Here is a 21664-nt window from a genome sequence, read left to right on the forward strand (position 1 = left end):
TGGCGGCATTCGCCGAAACGACTGTCGCCCTGCGGGTCAATGCACCACCCGCCCAAACGTGAACTCCCCATCCTGGTAGTCCACCGGCACGACGTCCTTGGCGGCGAACTTGCCCTCCAGGATCAGCCGCGCGACCGGGTTTTCGATCTGCTGCTGGATCGCGCGCTTCAGCGGGCGGGCGCCGAACACCGGATCGTAGCCCGCGCTGGCGATGCGCTCGAGCGCCGCGTCGCTGACCTCCAGCGCCATGTCCATGCGGGCAAGACGCGCCTGCAGCCGCTGCAGCTGGATCTTCGCGATCGACTCGATGTGCTTCTGGTCGAGCGCGTGGAACACCACCACTTCGTCGATGCGGTTCAGGAACTCGGGCCGGAACTGCGTCTTGACCTCCTGCCACACGGCGCCCTTGACGGCCTCGTGCGGTTCGCCGCTCATCTGCTGGATGATCTGCGAGCCCAGGTTCGAGGTCATCACGATCACCGTGTTCTTGAAGTCCACGGTGCGGCCCTGGCCATCGGTCAGCCGGCCATCGTCGAGCACCTGCAGCAGCACGTTGAACACGTCCGGGTGGGCCTTCTCCACTTCATCGAGCAGCACCACGCTGTACGGCTTGCGCCGTACCGCCTCGGTCAGGTAACCGCCCTCCTCGTAGCCGACATAGCCCGGCGGCGCGCCGATCAGCCGCGAGACGCTGTGCTTCTCCATGAATTCGCTCATGTCGATGCGGATCAGGTGCTCCTGCGAATCGAACAGGAACTCGGCCAGCGCCTTGCACAGCTCGGTCTTGCCGACGCCGGTCGGACCGAGGAACAGGAACGAGCCATACGGCTTGTTCTCGTCGGCCAGGCCCGCGCGCGAACGGCGGATCGCGTCGGACACCAGCCGCACGGCCTCGTCCTGGCCGACCACCCGCTTGTGCAGATAGTCCTCCATCGCGATCAGCTTCTCGCGCTCGCCCTGCATCATCTTGGCCACCGGAATGCCGGTTGCGCGGCTGACCACCTCGGCGATCTCCTCGGCGCCGACCTGCGTGCGCAGCAGCCGGTTCGGCTGCTTCTGCTCGCTGGCCTCGGCCGCGGTGGCGGCCTTGAGCTTGCCTTCGAGCTCCGGCAGCTTGCCGTACTGCAGCTCGGCGACCTTGTCGAGCTTGCCCTCGCGCTGCAGCCGCGCGATCTCGAGGCGGATCTTGTCGATCTCCTCCTTCAGCGCGGCGGCGCCCTGGGCCGCACCCTTCTCGGCCTTCCAGATCTCGTCGAGGTCGGCGTACTCCTTCTCGAGCCGTTCGATCTCCTGCTCGATCAGTTCGAGCCGCTTGCGCGAGGCCTCGTCGGTTTCCTTCTTGACCGCCTCGCGCTCGATCTTCAGCTGGATCGTGCGGCGCTCGAGCTTGTCCATCTCCTCCGGCTTGGAGTCGATTTCCATCTTGATGCGCGCGGCCGCCTCGTCGATCAGGTCGATCGCCTTGTCCGGCAGGAAACGGTCGGTGATATAGCGGTGCGACAGCTCGGCCGCGGCGACGATGGCCGGGTCGGTGATCTCGACACCGTGGTGCAGCTCGTACTTTTCCTGCAGGCCGCGCAGGATCGCGATGGTCGCCTCGACCGACGGCTCGTCGACCAGCACCTTCTGGAAGCGGCGCTCGAGCGCGGCATCCTTCTCGATGTACTTGCGGTACTCGTCCAGCGTGGTGGCGCCGATGCAGTGCAGCTCGCCGCGCGCCAGCGCGGGCTTGAGCATGTTGCCGGCGTCGATCGCGCCCTCGGCCTTGCCGGCGCCGACCATCGTGTGGATCTCGTCGATGAAGACGATGGTCTGGCCCTCGTCCTTGGCGATGTCCGACAGCACGGCCTTGAGCCGTTCCTCGAACTCGCCGCGATACTTGGCGCCGGCCAGCAGGCCCGCCATGTCGAGCACCAGCACGCGCTTGTTCTTCAGCGTTTCGGGGACTTCGCCGTTGACGATGCGCTGCGCCAGGCCCTCGACGATCGCGGTCTTGCCGACGCCCGGCTCGCCGATCAGCACCGGGTTGTTCTTGGTGCGGCGCTGCAGGATCTGGATCGCGCGGCGGATCTCGTCGTCGCGGCCGATCACCGGATCGAGCTTGCCCAGGCGGGCGCGCTCGGTCAGGTCGATCGTGTACTTCTTCAGCGCCTCGCGCTGGGCCTCGGCATCGGCGCTGTTGACCGACTCGCCGCCGCGTACCGCGTCGATCGCCGCCTCCAGCGACTTGCGGCTCATGCCATGCTCGCGCGCGATGCGGCCGGTCTCGCCCTTGTCGTCGGCGACCGCGAGCAGGAACAGCTCGCTGGCGACGAACTGGTCGCCGCGCTTGATCGCCTCCTTCTCGGTGGCGTTGAACAGCGCCGCCAGCTCGCGGCCGAGCTGGACCTCGCTGGTGCCCTGCACCTGCGGCAGCCGCTTGATGGCGGCGTCCAGCGCGCTGGCCAGGCCGTTGATGTTGACGCCGGCGCGCGACAGCAGCGCGCGCGCCGAGCCGTCGTTCTGCGCCAGCAGCGCGCGCAGCAGGTGCTGCGGTTCGATGTATTGGTTGTCGTTGCCGATCGCCAGCGTCTGGGCATCGGCCAGCGCTTCCTGGAATCGGGTAGTCAGTTTGTCAAGACGCATAGGGAAACCCTCACTGGGATACGTGTCCCGAGGCGGCCCCAGCGGCGCAGTCGTTGCGCACCGCGTCGTCGGCCGGCAGGACACCGGATGTCACTGCCGAAGATAGGGCTTTGCCGTGACATTTCAAGACGAAACGATGCGTATTTGATGTGGCGCAAGCAGCGCGCCATCGGACGGATCAGGAAGGAACCGCGGTCTGGCGGCCCTGCGCGAGGCCGCCGGCATCGCCGGCAAGCTTGCGCTCCAGGTTGCGGACCAGCACCAGCGCCTCGCCCTGCAGCACCAGCCGGCCATCCTCGCCCGCGATGTCGGTAGCCAGGTTGACCAGCTCCTTGTCGGCGCGCAGCCGCACGATCCTCACCGAGGCCCGCAGCGGCTCGCCCAGCCGGGCGGCCGCGCGCAGCCGCAGCGACTGCTTCATCCAGCCGGTGCCGCGCCCCGGCAGCCGCGTGCCGAGCAGGTCGGAGAACATGCCGGCCAGCAGCGGCAGCGGCACCACGGCGCCGTCGAAGCCGCGGCGCCTGGCCAGCGCCGCGTCGGCATACAGCGGATTGGCGTCCCCGCTCAGCGCCACGTACTCGTCGAGATCGGCCCGCTCGAAGGCGCGCACCGCGTCGGCCTGCTGCCCGGGCCTGAGCTGGTACAGCGCCGCATCGCCGGCGACCGCCGCGTCCGCGCCGCCTGCGCCGGACACGAGCGGCCCGGCCAGCGCGGCCGCATCGGGTTCGAGCAGCAGCTCGGCGTCGCCGCTTGCGGTGACCGGCGCCTGAGCGGGCGGCAGCGCCCGGCCGCCCCGCTGCACGCAACGGATCGCGGTGCGCAACGCGACGCGGCCCGCCGCCCCCTCCCCCGGCACCAACTCCGCCACCACGCCGTCGCCGACATAGGTCGGCTGCGGAAACATCAGCGTCTGCGCCAGCGGCAGCACCGGACCGGCCCTCCCTCTCTGCATCTGCGCGCACAGCAGCGAGAACAGCAGCATGCCGTGCGCGACGGTGGCACCGAAATGGGTGCCGCGCGCGAACGCCGGATCGCAGTGGATCGGATTGTCGTCGCGCGACAGCCGCGCGAAGCGATCGAAGTCCTGCTGCGTCAGCACGCGCGGCGCGGACGGTACGGCGGGCCCGGAAGGCTGGGAAGGCTGGGAAGGCTGCGGCATGGCCATCGTCACTGCGGGACCTCGACGATGCCGCCGGTGACTTCGATGCGGTCGCCGGCGGCGGGGTTGGCGGCAAAGCCGGGAACGTTGGACGGCTGGATCGCCGGCGCCGGCGAGTTCGGCGTACCACCGCGCGGCACCGTGCGCACCACCTGCGACGGCGGCAGCGGCGTGCCGTTGCGCAGATGGTCGTACATCGCGTCGAGCGCGCGGTTCAGGTACAGATGCAGCGGCACGTAGCGGTTGCCATAACCGGGCACCAGCGCATTGAACGCGTCGAAGTGCTGGGCGTTGGTCACCTCGACATACGACAGCCGGCTCGCCGCGCCCTCGCGCTGCCGGTTCAGCCCCAGGTACGGGCGCGAGGTGTGGTTGACCGGCAGCAGCGCATCGTCGCGCCCGTGCACGATCAGCGCCGGCTTGCCGCGCAGATTGCCGTTGCGCAGCGTCAGCCGCTGGCCGACCTGCAGCGCGAGGGCCTGCGGCGAAATGCCGGTCACCAGATCGCGCAGGCAGCGCGCGCCCGCGGTGTTGGCGTCGTCGACCGGCGAGCCCGGCGAGCGCGACAGCAGATCCCGGCGCGGTCCGCGCGGATCCAGGTCGTTGATCAGTTGCACGCCCGACGACGGCGGCACGCCGTTGCCGGTCGCGAACATGTTGGCCATCTGCGCCTGCGTCACCGGCGCCGGTTCGAACGCCGCGTTGATGCCGCTGAAGCTGTAGCCGCACAGCCGGTCCGTCACGCTGGCGCGCGACAGCGCATTGGCATAGGTCACCGCCACCGCGCTGGCGACTTCGAAGAAGCCCAGCGAGGCGTGCAGCACCGCGGACTCCGGCTCCCAGCCGTAGTCGCGCAGCGCCTGCTGGGCGCTGGCGGCCTGCTCGGCCAGCGTCGCGCCCTTGACGATGCCGGCGCTGGCCAGCGCGGCGCAGCGGTTGGCCGGAATGGTGCCCAGCGTCGCGTAGAAACCGACCGCGGGCGCCTGCGCGTTGGCCGGGTCCTGCGCCGCGCACAGCTGCAGCAGGTTGGCCATCGTCGTGTAGTCGTACAGCGTGCGGCCATTGACGGCCACCGGCGTGCCGCCGCGCCGCACGGTGATGCCGGCATCCTGCGGCATGTTCAGGTTCGGCTCGCTGACCGCGACGCCGTCGATCAGGCCCTGCACGTCGGCCTCCGCCGCGGCGACCGCGGCGCCGCCGCCATTGGACAGGCTCGAGGCGATCACCAGCAGCTTGTCCTTGTCGATGGTGCGGCGGCGCTGGCCGTCACGCATCTCGCCATGCCGGTCGTTGATCGCCCAGAGGCCGAATTCGATCGCCTGCAGCGTGAACAGGCCCCAGTCCTTCTCGGGATTGCGCTGCGAATGCGCGTGCTTGAAGGCGAGCCGATGCGGCGCCGCGGCGATGAAGGCGGCGCGCGCGTTGTCGTCGATCGGCGCGGCGAAATGCGCCTCGCGGCCGGCGGCGGCGCGGCTGGTGCGGGTGCCGTCGATCAGCGCGACGGTGTCGTTGGCGAGATCGTGCGGCGCGGCGCCGGTACCCTTGTCGGTATAGGCCACCGCGCAGCCGCGCTTCAGGCCCCATTCGCCGGTCGAGATACCGCCGTAGACGCCGCGCGAGCCGGACGACGTGGCGGTGATCAGGCACGGCCGCGCGGGATCGAAGCTGGCCGGGATCTGCACCATCATCGTGACGTTCTGCCGGCCGCTGCCGTCGTCGGCATAGGCCAGATACTCGACGCCGGGGATCTTGCCCTGGCCGCCGGTGACGTTGCCCTGCGCGTCGACGTTGGGCCCGTACAGCGTGCCGTAGCCGCCCGCGGCGCTGACATCGACCAGCGCCTGGTAGTTGCTCCAGATCGCGTAGCGGCGCAGCTCGGTGCGGGTCGGCGCGTTGGGATCGGCCGGCAGCGGCGCGGTGCCGGCCAGTCCGTCCTTGCCGAGCCCGGCGGTCAGCAGATCGTCGGCGTTGCCGTCGTAGTCGTGCACCGTCAGCGAGCCGATATAGGCGGGGCGCTGGTTGACCGGCGCGCCATGGTCGTCGTCATCGTCGGAGCCGCAGCCAACGAGCGCCATGCAGGCCAGCGGAATCAGCAGCGGAACCAGCGGCGTCCGCCCTGCCGATCCTGCCCTTGCCGTGGCCCGGCCGCGCCGCTGCCCTGCCGCTTCGCTTCGGTGTGTCTGCTGCATCGTGGTCTCCTTGGATGGCAACGCCGCATGCGAGCGCCGCATCAATGCTGCCGGTATTGCATGCGCAGCTTGTGTTTTTCGATCTTTCCCGACGGCGTGCGCGGCAACGCGTCGACCACGCGCACGTGGCGCGGCACCTTGTAGCCGGCCAGAAGCTGCCGGCAATGCGCGATCACGTCCTGCGGATCGAGCGCGGCGCCGGGCCGAAGCACCAGCAGCGCCATGCCGACCTCACCCCAGCGCTCGTCGGGCACGCCGATCACCGCGGCCTCGGCGACCTGCGGCAACGCGAACAGCGCCTGCTCGACCTCGGCCGGATAGACGTTCTCGCCGCCGGAAATGAACATGTCCTTGGCGCGATCGACGATGTAGTAGTCGCCGTCGGCATCGACATAGGCGATGTCGCCCGAATGCAGCCAGCCGTCGCGCAGCGCGGCCGCGGTGGCCTCGGGCAGGTTCCAGTAGCCCGGCGTCACGCCCGGCCCCTTGATCAGCAGCTCGCCGCGCTCGCCGGGCGCGACATCGTTGCCGAGCGGGTCGACCACGCGCGTCAGCATCGAGCCGACCGGCTTGCCGATGGTGCCCGGCTTGCGGCGTGCGGTGTCCTCGTCGGCGACGAACACGGTCGGGCCCGTCTCGGTCATGCCGAAACCGAAGCAGATCGTCACGCCCTTGGCCTGGTACGCCTGCAGCAGCGGCAGCGGCACCGGCGAGCCGCCGGCCGCGCAGCTGCGCAGCCGCGACAGGTCGGCCCGTTCGAAGTCCGGATGCTGGGCGAGGAACTGGTAGATCGACGGCACCGCGAAGAACATCGTGATGCCCGCGCCCGAGCGCGCGTCGAGCCGCGCCAGCGTCGCGCCCGCATCGAACTGGCGCGCGACGTGCACGGTGCCGCCGGCATGCAGCACCGGATTCGCGTACAGGTTCAGGCCGCCGGTATGGAAGAACGGCAGCACCGCCAGCATCACGTCGTCGCGCGTGATGCGGTTGGCGATCGTCGCGTTGACGGCGTTGAAGAACACCATGCCGTAGGTCTGGATCACGCCCTTGGGCCGGCCGGTGGTGCCGGAGGTGTACAGCAGATGCCAGACCTCGTGTTCGTCGCGGCAAGGCATCTCGACGGTGCGCCCCGACGCGGCGGCCAGCACCGCCTCGTATTCGGTCCAGCCCGCCGGCACATCGGCCGCCTCGTCGTCGGCCAGATGCAGCACCGCGCGCAGCGCGCGCCCGCGTGCCAGTTCGGCGGCGACATGAAGAAAGCCGTCGCCGACCACCAGCACCTCGGGCATGCAGTCGTCGAGAATCGGCGCGAGCTCGGCCGGCGCCAGCCGCCAGTTCAGGCAGACCATCACCATGCCGGCCTTGGCGCAGCCGTACAGCATCTCGAGATAGTCGGCGCTGTTGTGCGCCAGCACGGCGACGCGGCTGCCGGGGACCAGCACGAGCGTCTGCGTCAGGTATTCGGCGAAGCGGCTGGCGCGCTCGTCGAACTGGCGGTAGCTGATCCGCCGGCCGCTGTCGACATCGACCAGCGCGATCTTGTCGGGGCGGTGCCGTGCGTGCTTGTGCAGCCAGTCGACTACGTACATGGGCGCCCCGCGTCGCGTTGAACTTCGATGATGAACGTCGTCATGGTCGTCATCGCGCCGCGCGCAGACGTCCCACGATGCCCTGCGGGAAATAATAGACGCTGAGCACGAACAGCAAACCCAGCCACAGCAGCCAGCGATCGGGATGCAGCAGCGACGACAGCAGCGGCAGCGCCGCGGTCGCCTCGCTGGCGAGCTGCATCACGTCCTGCAGATAGGTCTGCGCCAGCAAAAACAGCACGGTGCCGATCACGGCGCCATACATCGTGCCCATGCCGCCGATCACGACGATCAGCAGGATGTCGACCATGATCTCGAACGACAGCGAGGTATCCGGGCCGTTGTAGCGCAGCCAGATCGCCATCAGCACGCCGGCCAGCGTGGCGAAGGCCGCGGACAGCACCGTCGACACCGTGCGGTAGACCACGGTGCGATAGCCGATTGCCTCGGCGCGGAAGTCGTTCTCGCGGATGGCCTGCAGTACGCGCCCGAACGGCGAGTTGACCACGCGCAGCAGCATCAGGAACAGCACGGCGGCGCCGGCCAGCACCAGGTAATACGAAAACAGCTTGCCATTGAGCGGCACGCCCAGCCATTCGATCGCCTCGCCGTCGGCATCCTCGAGTGCGAAGCCCGGCGTCAGCAGCGCCGGCACCTTGAACGACAGCCCGTCCTCGCCGCCGGTCCAGGCCGACAGCTGCGACACCAGCGTGGCAAAGGCGGTCGCCACCGCCAGCGTGATCATCGCGAAGAAGATCGCGCGCACGCGCAGCGAGAACAGCCCGATCACCAGCGCGAGCAGCATCGACACCGCCAGCGCGCCGGCGATGCCCGCCAGCAGCGCGCCCCAGCCCGGCTCGAAGCGCGTCATCGCGATCGCCACGCCATAGCCGCCGATGCCGAAGAACATCGTGTGCGCGAACGAGACGATGCCGGTGTAGCCGAGCAGCAGGTCGTAGCTCGCCACCAGCACCACGAAGATGCAGATCTTGGCGGCCATGTTCAACGCGCGCGCGCCAGGGATCAGGAACGGCGTGCAGAGCAGCGCCAGCAGCAGCAAGAGCAGCAGCACCGTCAGCACGCGGCTGCGCGGGGTATCGCCGGAGAGCAGTCGGATCATGATGCGGTCGGTTCCTTTGCCATGCGATGTGACGCGGCGACAGGCCTCAGCGCCGCGCCACCGGATACAGTCCCTGCGGCCGCCACAGCAGGATCAGCACCATCAGCAGGATGTTGGAGAACAGCGCCACCTTGGGAAACAGGAAGCCGGTGTAGTTGGCCATCAGCCCGACCAGCAGCGCGCCGACGAAGCAGCCGGCGGTCGAGCCGAGCCCGCCGATGATGATCACGATGAAGATCAGCACATTGACCTGCGCGCCGATCGCCGCGGTGATGTTCTGCTGATAGAGCCCCCACAGCACGCCGCCCATGCCCGCCAGCCCCGCGCCGACCGCGAACACGCCGACGAACAGCCGGCGCACGCGATAGCCGAGCGCCTCGACCATCTCGCGGTTCTCGACGCCGGCGCGGATCAGCAGGCCGATGCGCGTGCGGTTCAGCACCAGCAGCATCGCGATGAAGACGGCCAGCCCCAGTACCACCGCAATCAGCCGGTATTTCTCGATTGCGGCATCGCCCAGCAGCATCGCGCCGCGAAAGCTCGCCGGCAGCGTCAGCGCGATGGTCTCGGGTCCCCAGATCGCCTTGATCAGCTGTTCGGCGACGATCATGCCGCCCATCGTGATCAGGATCTGCTTCAGATGCTGGCCATAGACGGGACGCACCACCACGCGCTCGAAGGCCAGGCCCAGCGCGCCGGCCACCGCCATCGCGGCGAAGATCGCCAGCGCGAACACCGCCAGGTTCAGCGCCAGGCTGTCGGCCTCGACCCAGGGCGCCAGCGGCAGCAGCACCGAGGCCGCGATATAGGCGCCCAGCGCGATGAAGGCGCCGTGGCCGAAGTTCAGCACGTCCATCAGGCCGAACACCAGCGTCAGGCCCGACGACACCACGAAGATGATCATGCCCATCGCCAGGCCGGCGATCGTCAGCGTCAGCCAGGTCGAGCCGCTGCCGATCAATGGATACGCCAGCAGCATCAGCAGCGGCGCGAGCGCCAGCGGCAGCCAGTCGAGCCGCGCGGCGGGCAGATCGGTGGTATTCGCCGCCGGCGTGGCATCGGCTGGGACGGAGGTCACCGGAGAAGGAGGTTCGGACGCGGTGCTGCCAGCGGTCATGGTCAGGTTTCCTCGGAAACGGCGGACATCAGGGCCGACGTCACGGCCGAAGTCGCGGCCGAAGTCGCGGCCGAAGTCACGGGCGACATCGTCAGGGCAGACATCATTGGTGCGCGGCCAGCGACAGCCCCAGCAGGCGCTGCTGCAGGCCCTCGTCGGCGGCGAGTTCGGCCATGGTGCCGGCGTGCACGACGCGGCCGTCGTCCATCACCGCCACCGTGTCGCCGACCGCCCGCGCCATCTGGAAGTTCTGCTCGACCAGCAGCATCGACACGTCGGTCTGCTTCAACTCGCGAAACACCGCGATCATGTTCTGGATGATGGCCGGGGCCAGCCCCTTGGTCGGTTCGTCGACGATCAGCAGCCGGCGCGGCTCGACGATGGCGCGCGCGACCGACAGCATCTGCTTCTGGCCGCCGGACAGCACGCCGGCGCGCTGATGCCAGAACACCTTCAGCGCCGGGAACATGCGCAGCACCCAGTCGAGCCGCTGTGGATCCGCCGGGCCTTGGCGCGCGGCGAGCCGCAGGTTCTCGGCCACCGTCAGGTCCGAGAACACGCCCATGTTCTCGGGCACGTAGCCGATGCCGGCCTGCGCGATCGCCGGCGTGTCCAGCGCGGTGATGTCCCTGCCGTCGAATTCGATCCGGCCGGCGCCAGCCCGCCACAGGCCCATCACCGTGCGCAGCGTGGTGGTCTTGCCCGCGCCGTTGCGCCCGAGCAGCATCGTGACGCCGCCGCGCGGCACCTCGAGCGTGACGCCGTGCAGGATGTGATACGGCCCGATATGCGTCTGCACGCCGGCGAGGCGCAGCAGCGGCTGCGCGGCGGCGTGCGGCGCGGATATCGAGGTGGCGTGCTCAGCCATCGGTACCCTCCCCCTCGGCCGGCAGGCCCAGATAGGCCTGCTGCACGATCGGCGAGGCGATCACCTCGGCCGGATCGCCATCGGCCATCAGGCTGCCGTTGTGCAGCACCACGATGCGATCGGCCAGCGAGCGCACCACGTCCATCTTGTGTTCGACCAGCAGCACGGTGTGCGCGCGGTCCTGCTTGATCTCGCGGATCAGGTCGAGGATCACCGGCACCTCGTCGACGCTCATGCCGGCGGTCGGCTCGTCGAACATGAAGACGCGCGGGCGCAGCGCCAGCAGGATCGCGACCTCGAGCTTGCGCTGGTCGCCGTGCGGCAGCGCGGCCACGGCCAGGTCGCGCTTGGCCGCCAGCGCGACCCGTTCCAGGCAGCGCTCGGCCTCGGCATTGACGCCGCGATGGCTGCTCCAGACCGTCAGCAGATCGAGGCCGATGCGGGCGCGCGCCTGCACGGCCAGCCGCACGTTCTCGAGCACCGACAGGTTCGGAAACAGGCTGGTCAGCTGGAAGGCCCGGCCGATGCCGCGGCGCGCCTTGGCCGATGCGCTCAGGCCGGTGATGTCGCGGCCATACAGCACGATACGGCCGCCGGTCGGCGCCAGCTGGCCCGAGATCAGGTTGAAGTAGGTGGTCTTGCCCGCGCCGTTCGGGCCGACGATGCAGGTCAGCTCGCCGGCGCGGAACGCGCACGACACCGCGTTGACGGCCACATGGCCGCCGAAGCGGATCGTCAGGTCGCGGGTTTCCAGCGCCGGCTGTCCGGCGGGCGCCGACGCGCCGGCGGGTCCGCGCTGCGCATCGCCGCCGGGCAGCGGCGCGGCGCCATCGGCGCTATCGGCGCTATCGGCGGCGGTACGCGCGGCCGCGCTCGCACCGCGCGCCGCGCCAAGGGTTGCAGCGTTGGCTTGCACCGGGCTCTCCACGGTTATTGCCGTCATTGGAGCTGTTGCCGTTTATCGGCGCTGATTCCTGCTCATTGCCGTTGATTGCGGATCGGCACCTGCATCTCCTCGGGCTTGATCTCGCGGACCAGCTCGGGGACGCCCCAGGCGAAGGCGGGGTCGACCTTGATCTTGAAGTGGTACATCGACTGCATCGCCTGATGGTCCTCCTTGCGGAACGTCATCCGTCCCTTCGGCGTATCGAACGACATGCCTTCCATCGCGGCGATCAGCTTCTCGGTGCCGGTGGCACCGCCGGTCTTCTTCAGCGCCTCGACCAGCGCGATGCCAGAGGCCATGCCGCCGGCGGTAAAGAAGTCGGGCGGGGTCTTGTACTTGTTGTAGTGGTTGGCGACCAGCCACTGGTTGGCCGGATTCTTCGGGATGCCGAAGTAGTAGTAGGTCGCCCCTTCCATGCCCGGGAAGTTCTTGTAGCTGGCCATCGCCGGCAGGATGTTGCCGCCGGTGGCGATCTCGATGCCGTAGCGCTTCGGATCGAGGTCGGCGATCTTGAACGGATTGCCGGCGCCGGCCCAGATGATGAAGATCACCTTGCGGCCGGGCTTGTCCTTCAGCGCATCGAACAGCCGCTGCGCGCCCGCGGTGAAGTCGGTGGTGTTGGTCGGCAGGTATTCCTCGTGCGCGACCCTGGCTTGCTTCAGCGCGTCCTTGAACGCCTTGACGCCGTCGCGGCCGAACGCGTAGTCCTGCGCCAGCGTGGCGATCTGCACGCCGGGCTTGTCGAGCGCGACCGCGTTGGCGATCGCGTCCTGCGAGGAATTGCGGCCGGTGCGGAAGATGTAGCGGTTCCACTTGTCGCCGGTGATCGAATCGGCCACCGCCGGCTCGACCAGCAGCACCTTGCGGTATTCCTCTGCGACCGGCAGCATCGCCAGCGCCGTGCCGGACGAGGTCGGCCCCACCGCAATGTCGGCGCGGTCGTCGCTGTAGGCGGCGGCCAGTTGCGCCTTGGCGACGTCGGGCTTGCCCTGCGTGTCCTTCTCGATCACCACCAGCTTGCGGCCGTTGACCGTCATGGTGCCGCCGGTCGCGTATTCGAGTCCCATCATCAGCCCGATCTGGGTCTGCTTGGCATAGGCCTCGAGCGCCCCGGTCTTGTCGTAGACGTGGGCGATGCGGATGTCCTTGGCGGCGGCGGCGCCGGTCAGCAGCGTGGCGGCGAGCGCGACGGCAAGCGCCGCGGTGCGGCGGGCAATGCGGTGGGGTTCCATCGTTTGTCTCCTCGGTCCTTTTTGTTTTGTCGTGGCCTGGCGTACCGCTGATGTCCTGCTTATGTACGGCTCATCGGATCTTCATCGCGGCGCCAGCCCGTGCGTGATCAGATCGAACGCGGTGTCGACGACCTTCTCCATCGACGCCGGCCGTTTCCAGCGCGCGTAGCGCATGCCGAGGAAATTGCTGATGCCGATCAGGCACCAGGCGCGCACCTCGGCGTCGCCCGGAACGATCTCGCCGAGCTCCTGCGCGCGCGTCAGCCGGCGGCTGTAGAGCTCCGCGAAGACCTGGAAGTACTGGCTGTAGATCGTCTCGTCGACCGAATACGAGTCGAGCACGATCCGGTACAGGTTCTTGTGGCGCGAGACGAAGGACAGGAAGGCCTTCAGGCCGAGGCGCTCGGCCTCGATCTGCGTGGTGGCCGGCGCGACGTGCTTGCGCAGGTGCGCGCGCACCAGCTCCAGCATGTGCTGGACCAGCGCGCGAAACACGTCCTCCTTGTCCTTGAAGTACAGGTAGAAGGTGCCCATCGCCACCTGCGCCTCCTGCGTGATCTCGGAGATCGACGCGGCGTAGTAGCCCTTCTCGCCGAATACCTTCTCGGCGGCCCGCAGCAGCGCCTCGCGGGTCTTCTGGCCGCGCGCGGTTTTCGGGATCACACAGGCTTCGGTCGGTGGCATCGGCGCCTTCGTTCGAGCGGGACTACGGTTGGCAAGCGTGGGGAGCGACGGAAAGCATGGTGCCGGGCAGCATCGGGGCCATGTTCCGGAATCGCGCATCGGATCACCGCATCAAGCGATGAAACCTGATAAGTGATTCATGTTTCATGGTATAAAGCAGCGAATCGGAATGTCAATAGATGGCTGTCCCAAGGCGCCCCGGCCGGCATGGCGGCGGCGCCCGGCTTCGCCGCTCCCGGGACGCGCCACGCCGCCACGGAGACACCGTTTGGACGCCGCCGATCGCACCGCACAGCCAGGTCCAGCCGCGCCGCCTTCGATCGCGCCAGGTTCGGCCGCATCGTCCTCCACCGCGCCGCCCTCCACTGCCCATCGCTTCACCGAACACCCTGCCGACCACGACCTGCCCGGCTGGCGCGAAGCCGGCACCGGCCGGCCCTTGCTGCTGCTGCACGGCTGGTCGGTGCCCGGCCAGGCCTTCGCGGGCCAGGCGGCACTGGCGCAACACGGATACCGCGTGATCGCGCCCGATCATGCGGGACACGGGCTGTCAGCGCGGTCCCGCCCCGCGGCGGGCGGCACCATCGCGGGGCTGGCCGACAGCGCGGCGCGGCTGATCGATGCGCTGGCATTGCGCGATGCCGTCGTGGTGGGCTGGTCGATGGGGGCGATGGTCGCCTGGGAACTGGCGCGCGCCCGCCCCTCTGCGTGGCTGGGACCGCGCATCGCGGCGGTCGGCGCCATCGACATGACGCCCCGGCTGCTGACCGGGCCAGACTGGCCGCATGGCCTGCACGGCGGCTACACCGCGACGCAGGCCGGCCAGATGGCGGCGCAGGTGCGGCGCCACTGGCACGGCATGGTGCCGCTGGTCGGCGCCGGGCTGTGGGCCGAAGGCGAAGAACCGTCACCGGGCCACGCGGCACGCGTGCGGGATTGGATGCTGGGCTGCGACGCCGGCGTGCTGGCCGAGCTGTGGCTCGACATGGCGCGGCAGGACTACCGGCCGATGCTGCGCGAGGCCACCGTGCCGCTGTTCTGCCTGTATGGGGAGCGAAGCCGGCTCTATCGGCCGCCGCTGGCGGCGGCCACGGCCGCGCTGCAGCCAGCGCTGCGGGTCGCGACGATCCCGGCCGCGGGCCACAGTCCGCATCTGGAGCAGCCGCGGGCCTTCAACACCGCGTTATTGCGGATGATCGCCGGGATGAATCGGGGATGAACGGGGGATGAATCGGGATGAATCGGGACGAATCGGGACGAATCGGGGACGAATCGGGGACGATTAGGCGATGATGCGCCTCAGGCCAGCGCCCGATAGCTCCACAGCCCGACCAGTGTCAGCAGCAGCGAGCCGCCGAGGTGCAGCAGCACGTGCAGCGCCGCGGCGCCGTAGTTGCCCGCCAGCAGGTTGGCGGTCAGCTCGCTGGAGAACGTCGAGAAGGTGGTCAGTCCGCCGAGAAAGCCGGTGATCACCAGCAGCCGCCAGGCCGGCGGCAGTGAGGCATGGGCGTCGAAGAAGCCGACCGCCACGCCGATCAGGAACCCGCCGAGCAGATTGGCCGCCAGCGTGCCGTACGGCAACGCCGGGTTGGCGGCATTCCACAGCAGCGAGAACAGCCAGCGCAGCCAGGCGCCGATCGCCGCGCCGACGCCGACCGCGACGAAGCCGAGCCCGCTCAAGCCGGCGCTCCGGACCGGCCTTCTCCCTCGTCGGCATCGCCACTGGCATTGAGCGAACGCACGCCCCAGCGCGCCAGCGCGGCCTCGTCGGTGACGCGGGCATCGACCCAGCGCGCGCCGTCGGGCGTCGATTCCTTCTTCCAGAACGGCGCCTCGGACTTCAGATAGTCCATGATGAATTCGCAGGCGGCGAAGGCATTGCCGCGATGGGCCGACGCCACGGCGACCAGCACGATCTGGTCCTGCGGTTGCAACGGGCCGACGCGGTGGATGATGGTCACGCCGTCGAGCGCCCAGCGCTCGCGCGCCACCGCCTCGATCCGCTCCAGCGCCTTCTCTGTCATGCCCGGATAGTGCTCGAGCTCCATCGCCTGCACCGGGCTGCCGTCGTTGACGTCCCGCACCGTGCCGATAAAGCTGGCGACCGCACCGACGCCCGGCCGTCCCGCGCGCAGCGCCGCCACCTCGGCGCCCAGGTCGAAATCCTCGCGCTGTACCCTGACGCTCATCTCAGCCTCCGGTCACCGGCGGGAAGAAGGCCACTTCGCTGCCGTCGGCCACCGCGGTATCGGCACGCGCAACGGCATGGTCGACCGCCATGCGCAACGCGCGGCCCTCGGCCAACGCCTCTTGCCAGACGCCGCCGCGATCGCGCAGCCACTGGCGCACCTGGCCCACGGTCGCGACCGTGTCCGGCAGCTCGACGCGCTCCTGGGCCACGCCCAGTTGCTCGCGTACGCTGGCGAAGAACCGCAATTCGATCTGCATCGCTACCCTCTTCTCTCTACGGCTTCGGCTGCCCTCGCCGGAGCTAGGCCACCAGGTTGGCAAACGGCAGGAACGACACCATGTCGCCGCGCCGGATCGGCTGGTTGGGCGGATTGTCGACCAGGCCGTCACCCCAGACCGTCGAGGTCAGCACGCCCGAACTCTGGTTGGGGAACAGGTCCAGCCCGCCGCCCTCGTTGATCTTCACCCGCAGGAATTCGTTGCGGCGATCGAACTTGGTCAGGTCGAAGTCGGCCCGCATCGGAATGCGCCGCGGCGCCACGTCGGTGACGCCCTGCATGCGCAGCAGGAACGGACGCACGAACAGCAGGAAGGTGACGAAGCTCGACACCGGGTTGCCCGGCAGGCCGAGGAAGGCCGCGCTGTCGGCGACGCTGGCTGCATCGCCTGTACCGGTCGTGCCGCCGGCACCGCCCCGAGACACATGGCCGAACGCCAGCGGCTTGCCCGGCTTGATCGCGATCTGCCACAGATCCAGCCGCCCTTCGGCCTGCACCGCCGGCTTGATATGGTCCTCCTCGCCGACCGACACGCCGCCCGAGGTCAGGATCAGGTCGTGGCCTTGCGCCGCGCGCCGCAGCGTGTCGCGCGTGGCGTCGAGCGTGTCGGGCACGATGCCGAAATCGGTGACTTCGCAGCCGAGGTTTTCCAGCAGGCCGCGCAGCGTGAAACGGTTGGAGTTGTAGATCGCGCCCGGCTTGAGCGGCTCGCCCGGCATCGCCAGTTCATCGCCGGTAAAGAACACCGCCACGCGCGGGCGCCGCACCACGTCGACCTGCGCCTGGCCGACCGAGGCGGCCAGCCCCAGCGCCTGCGGCGTCAGCCGTGAGCCGGTGGGCAGGATCACCGCGCCTGCCATGATGTCCTCGCCGGCGCGGCGGATCCACTCGCCAGGACCGGGCGCGTGATTGACCACGACGAAGTCGCCATCGGCCTGGCACTGCTCCTGCATCACCACCGCATCCGCGCCGGGCGGAATCAGTCCGCCGGTGAAGATGCGCGCCGCGGTGCCCGCTTCCAGCGGCACGCCGACATGGCCGGCCGGAATGCGCTGCGCGACGCGCAGGCGGGTGCCCGGCATCGGCACGTCGGCGCAGCGCAGCGCGTAGCCGTCCATCGACGTGTTGTCGGCGGGCGGGACGTCGAGCGTGCTGGCGACCGGCTGGGCCAGCACGCGGCCATTGGCCTGCAGCGTATCGACGCGTTCGCTTTCGGTGATCGGCTGCGCGCCGGCCAGCAGCGCGTCGAGCGCCTGCGCCAGCGTCAGCATCGGGGGACGATTTTCCATGCGAGGTGCGTTGTCGTCGCGGCCCGCGCAGGCGGGAACGCAATGTCCGGACAGGCCCCGCCTGCGCGAGGCGGCGCTGGCGGCCGCGGCGCGAGGCCGGCGGCGGCAAGCGGCTGATTCGATTGTATTGGGGCGATTGTAATGACTCGGCGGCCGCCGCGCAGCGCGCGCGGCGGGAGAACGCCGGATTACAGCCCGGTATGCCGGGCGATGTACGCCTTGACCTGCGCCGCGTCGGCCGGCATCACTTCGAAACGCTGCGGCAGCGCCTCGATGCCCTCGAAGGCGGCCGGACGCTCGGGCTCGCGGCCCAGCGCCTCGCGGATCGTGTCGGCGAACTTGGCCGGCAGCGCGGTTTCCAGCACCACCATCGGCGTGCCAGCCGACAGGTGCTCGCGCGCGACCTTGACGCCGTCGGCGGTGTGGGTATCGATGGTGACGCCATAGCGAGCCGACAGGTCGCGGATCGTCGCGACGCGGTCGTCATGCGTGCTGCGGCCCGAGACGAAACCGAACTGGCGGATGCGCTCGTAGTCCGTCGTGCCCGACAGGTCGAAGCCGCCCTTGGTATCGACATCGCGGAACAGCTGCGCCAGCTTGCCGGCATCCTGTCCGAGCAGATCGAAGATGAAGCGCTCGAAATTCGACGCCTTCGAGATGTCCATGCTCGGGCTCGACGTGTGGTACGTCTCGGCCGCCTTGCGCACGCGATAGATGCCGGTGCGGAAGAACTCGTCGAGCACGTCGTTCTCGTTGGTCGCGACCACCAGCTTGTCGATCGGCAAACCCATCATGCGCGCGATGTGGCCGGCGCAGACATTGCCGAAGTTGCCCGACGGCACGCAGAACGAGACCTTCTGGCCGGGACCATCGCTTGCCAGCAGCCAGCCCTTGAAGTAGTAGACCACCTGCGCGACCACGCGCGCCCAGTTGATCGAATTGACGGTGCCGATCTTCTGGCGCGACTTGAATTCGAGATCGTTGGACACCGCCTTGACGATGTCCTGGCAGTCGTCGAACACGCCCTGCACCGCCAGGTTGAAGATGTTCGGATCCTGCAGGCTGAACATCTGCGCGGTCTGGAACGCGCTCATCTTGTTGTGCGGGCTCAGCATGAACACACGGATGCCGCGCTTGCCGCGCATCGCGTATTCGGCCGCGCTGCCGGTATCGCCCGACGTCGCGCCCAGGATATTGAGCTCCTGTCCGGCGCGCGCCAGCGCGTACTCGAACAGGTTGCCCAGCAGCTGCATCGCCATGTCCTTGAACGCGAGCGTCGGTCCGTTGGACAGGCCGAGCAGGTACAGCGGTGCGCCAGCCTCGTCGCCGAGCTTGCGCAGCGGCGTGATGTCCGCGGTGTTGTCGCCGGCGCGCGCATTGCAGTAGACGTCGGCGGTATAGGTCTTGCGCGTCAGCGCGCGCAGGTCCTCGGCCGGAATGTCGTCGCAGAACCTGGCCAGGATCTCGTAGGCCAGGTCCGCGTACGACAGCTTGCGCCACGACTCGAGCTCGTCGGCGCTGACCTGCGGATATTGCTGCGGCAGATACAGGCCGCCGTCCGGCGCCAGGCCGCCCAGCAGGATCTCGGAGAAGGTTTGCGGCACGTCATGGCCGCGGGTCGACTTGTAGTTCATCGTGATGGTGGCCTGCCGGGCCGTGCCGTGCCCGGTGCGGGCGGCGGCGCGGCCATCGGCGCGGCTTCAGTTCAGTTCTTCCATGCGCAGGCGGGTGACGCCCGACAGCACCGTGGGCAGCGCCTCGATCTTGGCGATGGCCGCGTTGACCTGCTTCTCGCGCGCCAGGTGCGACAGCATGATGATATCGGTCTGCGGTTCGCCCTCGCGCGACTCCTTCTGCAGCATCGCATCGATCGAGATGCCGGAATCGGCCAGGATGCGGGTGATATCGGCCAGCACGCCGGTCTGGTCCGACACGCGCATGCGCAGATAGTAGCTGCTGGTGACTTCCTCGATCGGCAGCACCGGCACGCTGGACAGCTCGTCCGGCTGGAACGCCAGGTGCGGCACGCGATGCTCCGGATCGGCGGTATGCAGGCGGGTCACGTCGACCAGGTCGGCGATCACCGCCGACGCGGTCGGCTCGGCGCCGGCGCCCTTGCCGTAGTACAGCGTGGCGCCGACGGCGTCGCCCTGCACCAGCACCGCGTTCATCGCGCCCTCGACGTTGGCGATCAGCCGCGAGGCAGGCACCAGCGTCGGATGCACGCGCAGCTCGATGCCGTCCTCGCGGCGGCGCGTCAGGCCCAGCAGCTTGATGCGGTAGCCCAGTTCCTCGGCGTACTGGATGTCGATCGCGGACAGCCGCGTGATGCCCTCGACGTGGGTCTTGTCGAACTGCACCGGCATGCCGAAGGCGATCGCGCTCATCAGCGTGATCTTGTGCGCGGCGTCGACGCCCTCGATGTCGAAGGTCGGATCGGCCTCGGCATAGCCCAGCCGCTGGGCTTCCTTCAGCACGGTGTCGAAGTCCAGGCCCTTGTCACGCATCTCGGACAGGATGAAGTTGGTGGTGCCGTTGATGATGCCGGCGATCCACTGAATGCGGTTGGCGCTCAGGCCTTCGCGCAGCGCCTTGATGATCGGAATGCCGCCGGCCACCGCGGCCTCGAACGCGACCATCACGCCCTTGCTGCGCGCGGCCTCGAAGATCTCGTTGCCGTGCACGGCCAGCAGCGCCTTGTTGGCGGTCACCACATGCTTGCCGTTGGCGATCGCCTGCAGCACCAGCTCGCGCGCGATGCCATAGCCGCCGATCAGTTCGACCACGATGTCGATGTCGGGGTGGCTGACCACCTCGCGCGCATCGGCCACCACCTGGACCTGCCCACCGGTCAGCTCACGCGCGCGCTCGGTGTTCAGGTCGGCCACCATCGTAATCTCGATACCGCGGCCCGCGCGGCGGCGGATCTCCTCCTGGTTGCGCTTGAGCACGTCGAACGTGCCGCTACCGACGGTACCGATGCCGAGCAGGCCTACTTTGATGGGGTTCATGGTCAATCAGATTCCAGTTTGCAAATGGGGAAGCGCGACGGAGCGTGGGTTCGGAGCCGGCCGCAGCCGCAGCCGCAACCAGTGAGTCGGTCAGGCCGTCGCGCCGTGTCGTTTTCGATAGGACTCGAGGAAGCGGCCGACGCGGCCGATCGCTTCGCGCAGATCCTCTTCGTGCGGCAGGAAGACGATGCGGAAATGGTCCGGCCTGGCCCAGTTGAAGCCGGTGCCCTGCACCAGCAGCACCTTCGATTCCTGCAGCAGCTCGTAGATGAATTCCTGATCGTCCTGGATCGGATACATCGACAGGTCGAGCTTCGGAAACAGGTACAGCGCCGCCTTCGGCTTGACGCAGGTCACGCCGGGGATCTGCGTGATCAGCTCGTAGGCCAGGTCGCGCTGGCGGCGCAGGCGCCCGCCCTCGGCCACCAGGTCGTTGATGCTCTGGTAGCCGCCGAGCGCGGTCTGGATCGCCCACTGGCCCGGCACGTTGGCGCATAGCCGCATCGAGGACAGCATGTTCAGGCCCTCGATATAGTCGTGCGCGGGACGCTTGTCGCCCGACACCACCATCCAGCCGGCGCGGTAGCCGCAGGAGCGGTAGTTCTTCGACAGGCCGTTGAACGTCACGGTCAGCACATCGGTCGACAGCGCGGCGATCGACGTGTGCGTATGGCCGTCGTACAGCACCTTGTCGTAGATCTCGTCGGCGAAGATGATCAGCCCGTGTTGGCGCGCGATCGCGACGATCTCGCGCAGCAGCTCGTCCGAGTACAGCGCCCCGGTCGGGTTGTTCGGGTTGATCACGACGATGGCCTTGGTGTTCGGCGTGATCTTCGCGCGGATGTCGTCCAGGTCCGGCATCCAGTCGTTGGCCTCGTCGCACAGGTAGTGCACCGGGGTCCCGCCCGACAGGCTGACCGCCGCGGTCCACAGCGGGTAGTCCGGCGTGGGCACCAGCACCTCGTCGCCGTTGTTCAGCAGCGCGTTCATCGACATCACGATCAGCTCGGACGCGCCGTTGCCGACATAGATGTCGTCCAGGCCCACGCCATGGATGTTCTTCTGCTGGGTGTAGTGCATGATCGCCTTGCGCGCGGCGAAGATGCCCTTCGAATCCGAGTAGCCCGCCGAGTTCGGCAGGTTGCGCATCATGTCCTGCTGGATCTCCTCCGGCGCATCGAAGCCGAACACGGCCAGGTTGCCGATATTGAGCTTGATGATCTTGTGCCCTTCTTCCTCCATCTGCTTGGCCTTCTCCAGCACCGGGCCGCGGATGTCGTAGCAGACGTTGTTCAGCTTGTTGGATTTCTGGATCGGTTTCACGGCGTGGTCGGGCAGGAGTCTGGCGGAGACAAAGGGAGCGAGGG

At 68.7% G+C, this 21664-nt stretch carries 18 protein-coding genes; 1 reads left to right on the forward strand and 17 read right to left on the reverse strand.

Annotation, left to right across the window (positions count from 1 at the left end; all coding sequences use genetic code 11):
• Nucleotides 1-36: 36 nt before the first annotated feature.
• From clpB to LRR16_RS19920, 10 genes are all read right to left on the reverse strand, one after another.
• Nucleotides 37-2625, reverse strand: coding sequence for an ATP-dependent chaperone ClpB (gene clpB / locus LRR16_RS19875; RefSeq protein WP_232206897.1), 2589 nt, complete (start codon nt 2623-2625; stop codon nt 37-39).
• Between the two features lie 178 nt (nt 2626-2803).
• Nucleotides 2804-3784, reverse strand: coding sequence for a MaoC/PaaZ C-terminal domain-containing protein (locus LRR16_RS19880; RefSeq protein ID WP_232206898.1), 981 nt, complete (start codon nt 3782-3784; stop codon nt 2804-2806).
• A gap of 8 nt (nt 3785-3792) precedes the next feature.
• A complete protein-coding gene (locus LRR16_RS19885) occupies nt 3793-5973 on the reverse strand; it encodes a D-(-)-3-hydroxybutyrate oligomer hydrolase (protein WP_370646861.1) in 2181 nt (726 codons plus the stop codon).
• A 41-nt stretch (nt 5974-6014) separates the two neighbouring features.
• Nucleotides 6015-7562: a long-chain fatty acid--CoA ligase gene (locus LRR16_RS19890; RefSeq protein ID WP_232206899.1), complete on the reverse strand. Its 1548-nt coding sequence runs from the start codon at nt 7560-7562 to the stop codon at nt 6015-6017.
• A 49-nt stretch (nt 7563-7611) separates the two neighbouring features.
• Nucleotides 7612-8682 carry a branched-chain amino acid ABC transporter permease gene (locus tag LRR16_RS19895; RefSeq protein WP_232206900.1) on the reverse strand — a complete coding sequence of 357 codons (1071 nt, stop codon included), beginning with the start codon at nt 8680-8682 and terminating at the stop codon, nt 7612-7614.
• 46 nt (nt 8683-8728) lie between these two features.
• On the reverse strand, nt 8729-9799 hold the full coding sequence (locus LRR16_RS19900; RefSeq protein WP_370646862.1) for a branched-chain amino acid ABC transporter permease: 1071 nt from the start codon (nt 9797-9799) through the stop codon (nt 8729-8731).
• Nucleotides 9800-9902: 103 nt separating this feature from the next.
• Nucleotides 9903-10667 (reverse strand): ABC transporter ATP-binding protein, encoded by a 765-nt coding sequence (locus LRR16_RS19905; RefSeq protein WP_064577139.1) that lies wholly within the window; start codon nt 10665-10667, stop codon nt 9903-9905.
• Nucleotides 10660-11421, reverse strand: coding sequence for an ABC transporter ATP-binding protein (locus tag LRR16_RS19910; protein ID WP_064577154.1), 762 nt, complete (start codon nt 11419-11421; stop codon nt 10660-10662). The genes LRR16_RS19905 and LRR16_RS19910 overlap by 8 nt, the downstream gene beginning before the upstream one ends.
• A gap of 224 nt (nt 11422-11645) precedes the next feature.
• A complete protein-coding gene (locus LRR16_RS19915; RefSeq protein ID WP_232206901.1) occupies nt 11646-12845 on the reverse strand; it encodes a substrate-binding domain-containing protein in 1200 nt (399 codons plus the stop codon).
• Between the two features lie 81 nt (nt 12846-12926).
• Nucleotides 12927-13529 (reverse strand): TetR/AcrR family transcriptional regulator, encoded by a 603-nt coding sequence (locus LRR16_RS19920; RefSeq protein ID WP_006577456.1) that lies wholly within the window; start codon nt 13527-13529, stop codon nt 12927-12929.
• Nucleotides 13530-13797: 268 nt separating this feature from the next.
• Here LRR16_RS19920 and LRR16_RS19925 point away from each other — a divergent pair, with 268 nt between their 5' ends.
• Nucleotides 13798-14748 carry an alpha/beta fold hydrolase gene (locus LRR16_RS19925; protein ID WP_232206902.1) on the forward strand — a complete coding sequence of 317 codons (951 nt, stop codon included), beginning with the start codon at nt 13798-13800 and terminating at the stop codon, nt 14746-14748.
• Between the two features lie 80 nt (nt 14749-14828).
• Here LRR16_RS19925 and crcB read toward each other — a convergent pair whose 3' ends face one another.
• The 7 genes from crcB to LRR16_RS19960 form a co-directional block, all read right to left on the reverse strand.
• Nucleotides 14829-15209, reverse strand: a complete 381-nt coding sequence (gene crcB, locus LRR16_RS19930; protein WP_232206903.1) for a fluoride efflux transporter CrcB — start codon at nt 15207-15209, stop codon at nt 14829-14831.
• Nucleotides 15206-15718 carry a molybdopterin synthase catalytic subunit MoaE gene (moaE, locus tag LRR16_RS19935; protein WP_064577157.1) on the reverse strand — a complete coding sequence of 171 codons (513 nt, stop codon included), beginning with the start codon at nt 15716-15718 and terminating at the stop codon, nt 15206-15208. Before moaE ends, crcB begins: the two co-directional genes overlap by 4 nt.
• 1 nt (nt 15719) lies before the next feature.
• The gene (moaD, locus tag LRR16_RS19940; protein WP_006579784.1) at nt 15720-15977 is read right to left on the reverse strand and encodes a molybdopterin converting factor subunit 1; all 258 of its coding nucleotides are present in this window, start codon (nt 15975-15977) and stop codon (nt 15720-15722) included.
• Between the two features lie 43 nt (nt 15978-16020).
• Nucleotides 16021-17286: a gephyrin-like molybdotransferase Glp gene (glp, locus tag LRR16_RS19945; RefSeq protein ID WP_043439259.1), complete on the reverse strand. Its 1266-nt coding sequence runs from the start codon at nt 17284-17286 to the stop codon at nt 16021-16023.
• A 188-nt stretch (nt 17287-17474) separates the two neighbouring features.
• On the reverse strand, nt 17475-18920 hold the full coding sequence (gene thrC / locus LRR16_RS19950) for a threonine synthase (RefSeq protein ID WP_232206904.1): 1446 nt from the start codon (nt 18918-18920) through the stop codon (nt 17475-17477).
• A gap of 66 nt (nt 18921-18986) precedes the next feature.
• The gene (locus tag LRR16_RS19955; protein ID WP_023263971.1) at nt 18987-20297 is read right to left on the reverse strand and encodes a homoserine dehydrogenase; all 1311 of its coding nucleotides are present in this window, start codon (nt 20295-20297) and stop codon (nt 18987-18989) included.
• A 90-nt stretch (nt 20298-20387) separates the two neighbouring features.
• Nucleotides 20388-21620, reverse strand: coding sequence for a pyridoxal phosphate-dependent aminotransferase (locus tag LRR16_RS19960; protein WP_006577918.1), 1233 nt, complete (start codon nt 21618-21620; stop codon nt 20388-20390).
• Nucleotides 21621-21664 lie beyond the last annotated feature (44 nt).

The sequence above is a fragment of the Cupriavidus sp. UGS-1 genome (assembly GCF_021213615.1).
Classification (GTDB): domain Bacteria; phylum Pseudomonadota; class Gammaproteobacteria; order Burkholderiales; family Burkholderiaceae; genus Cupriavidus.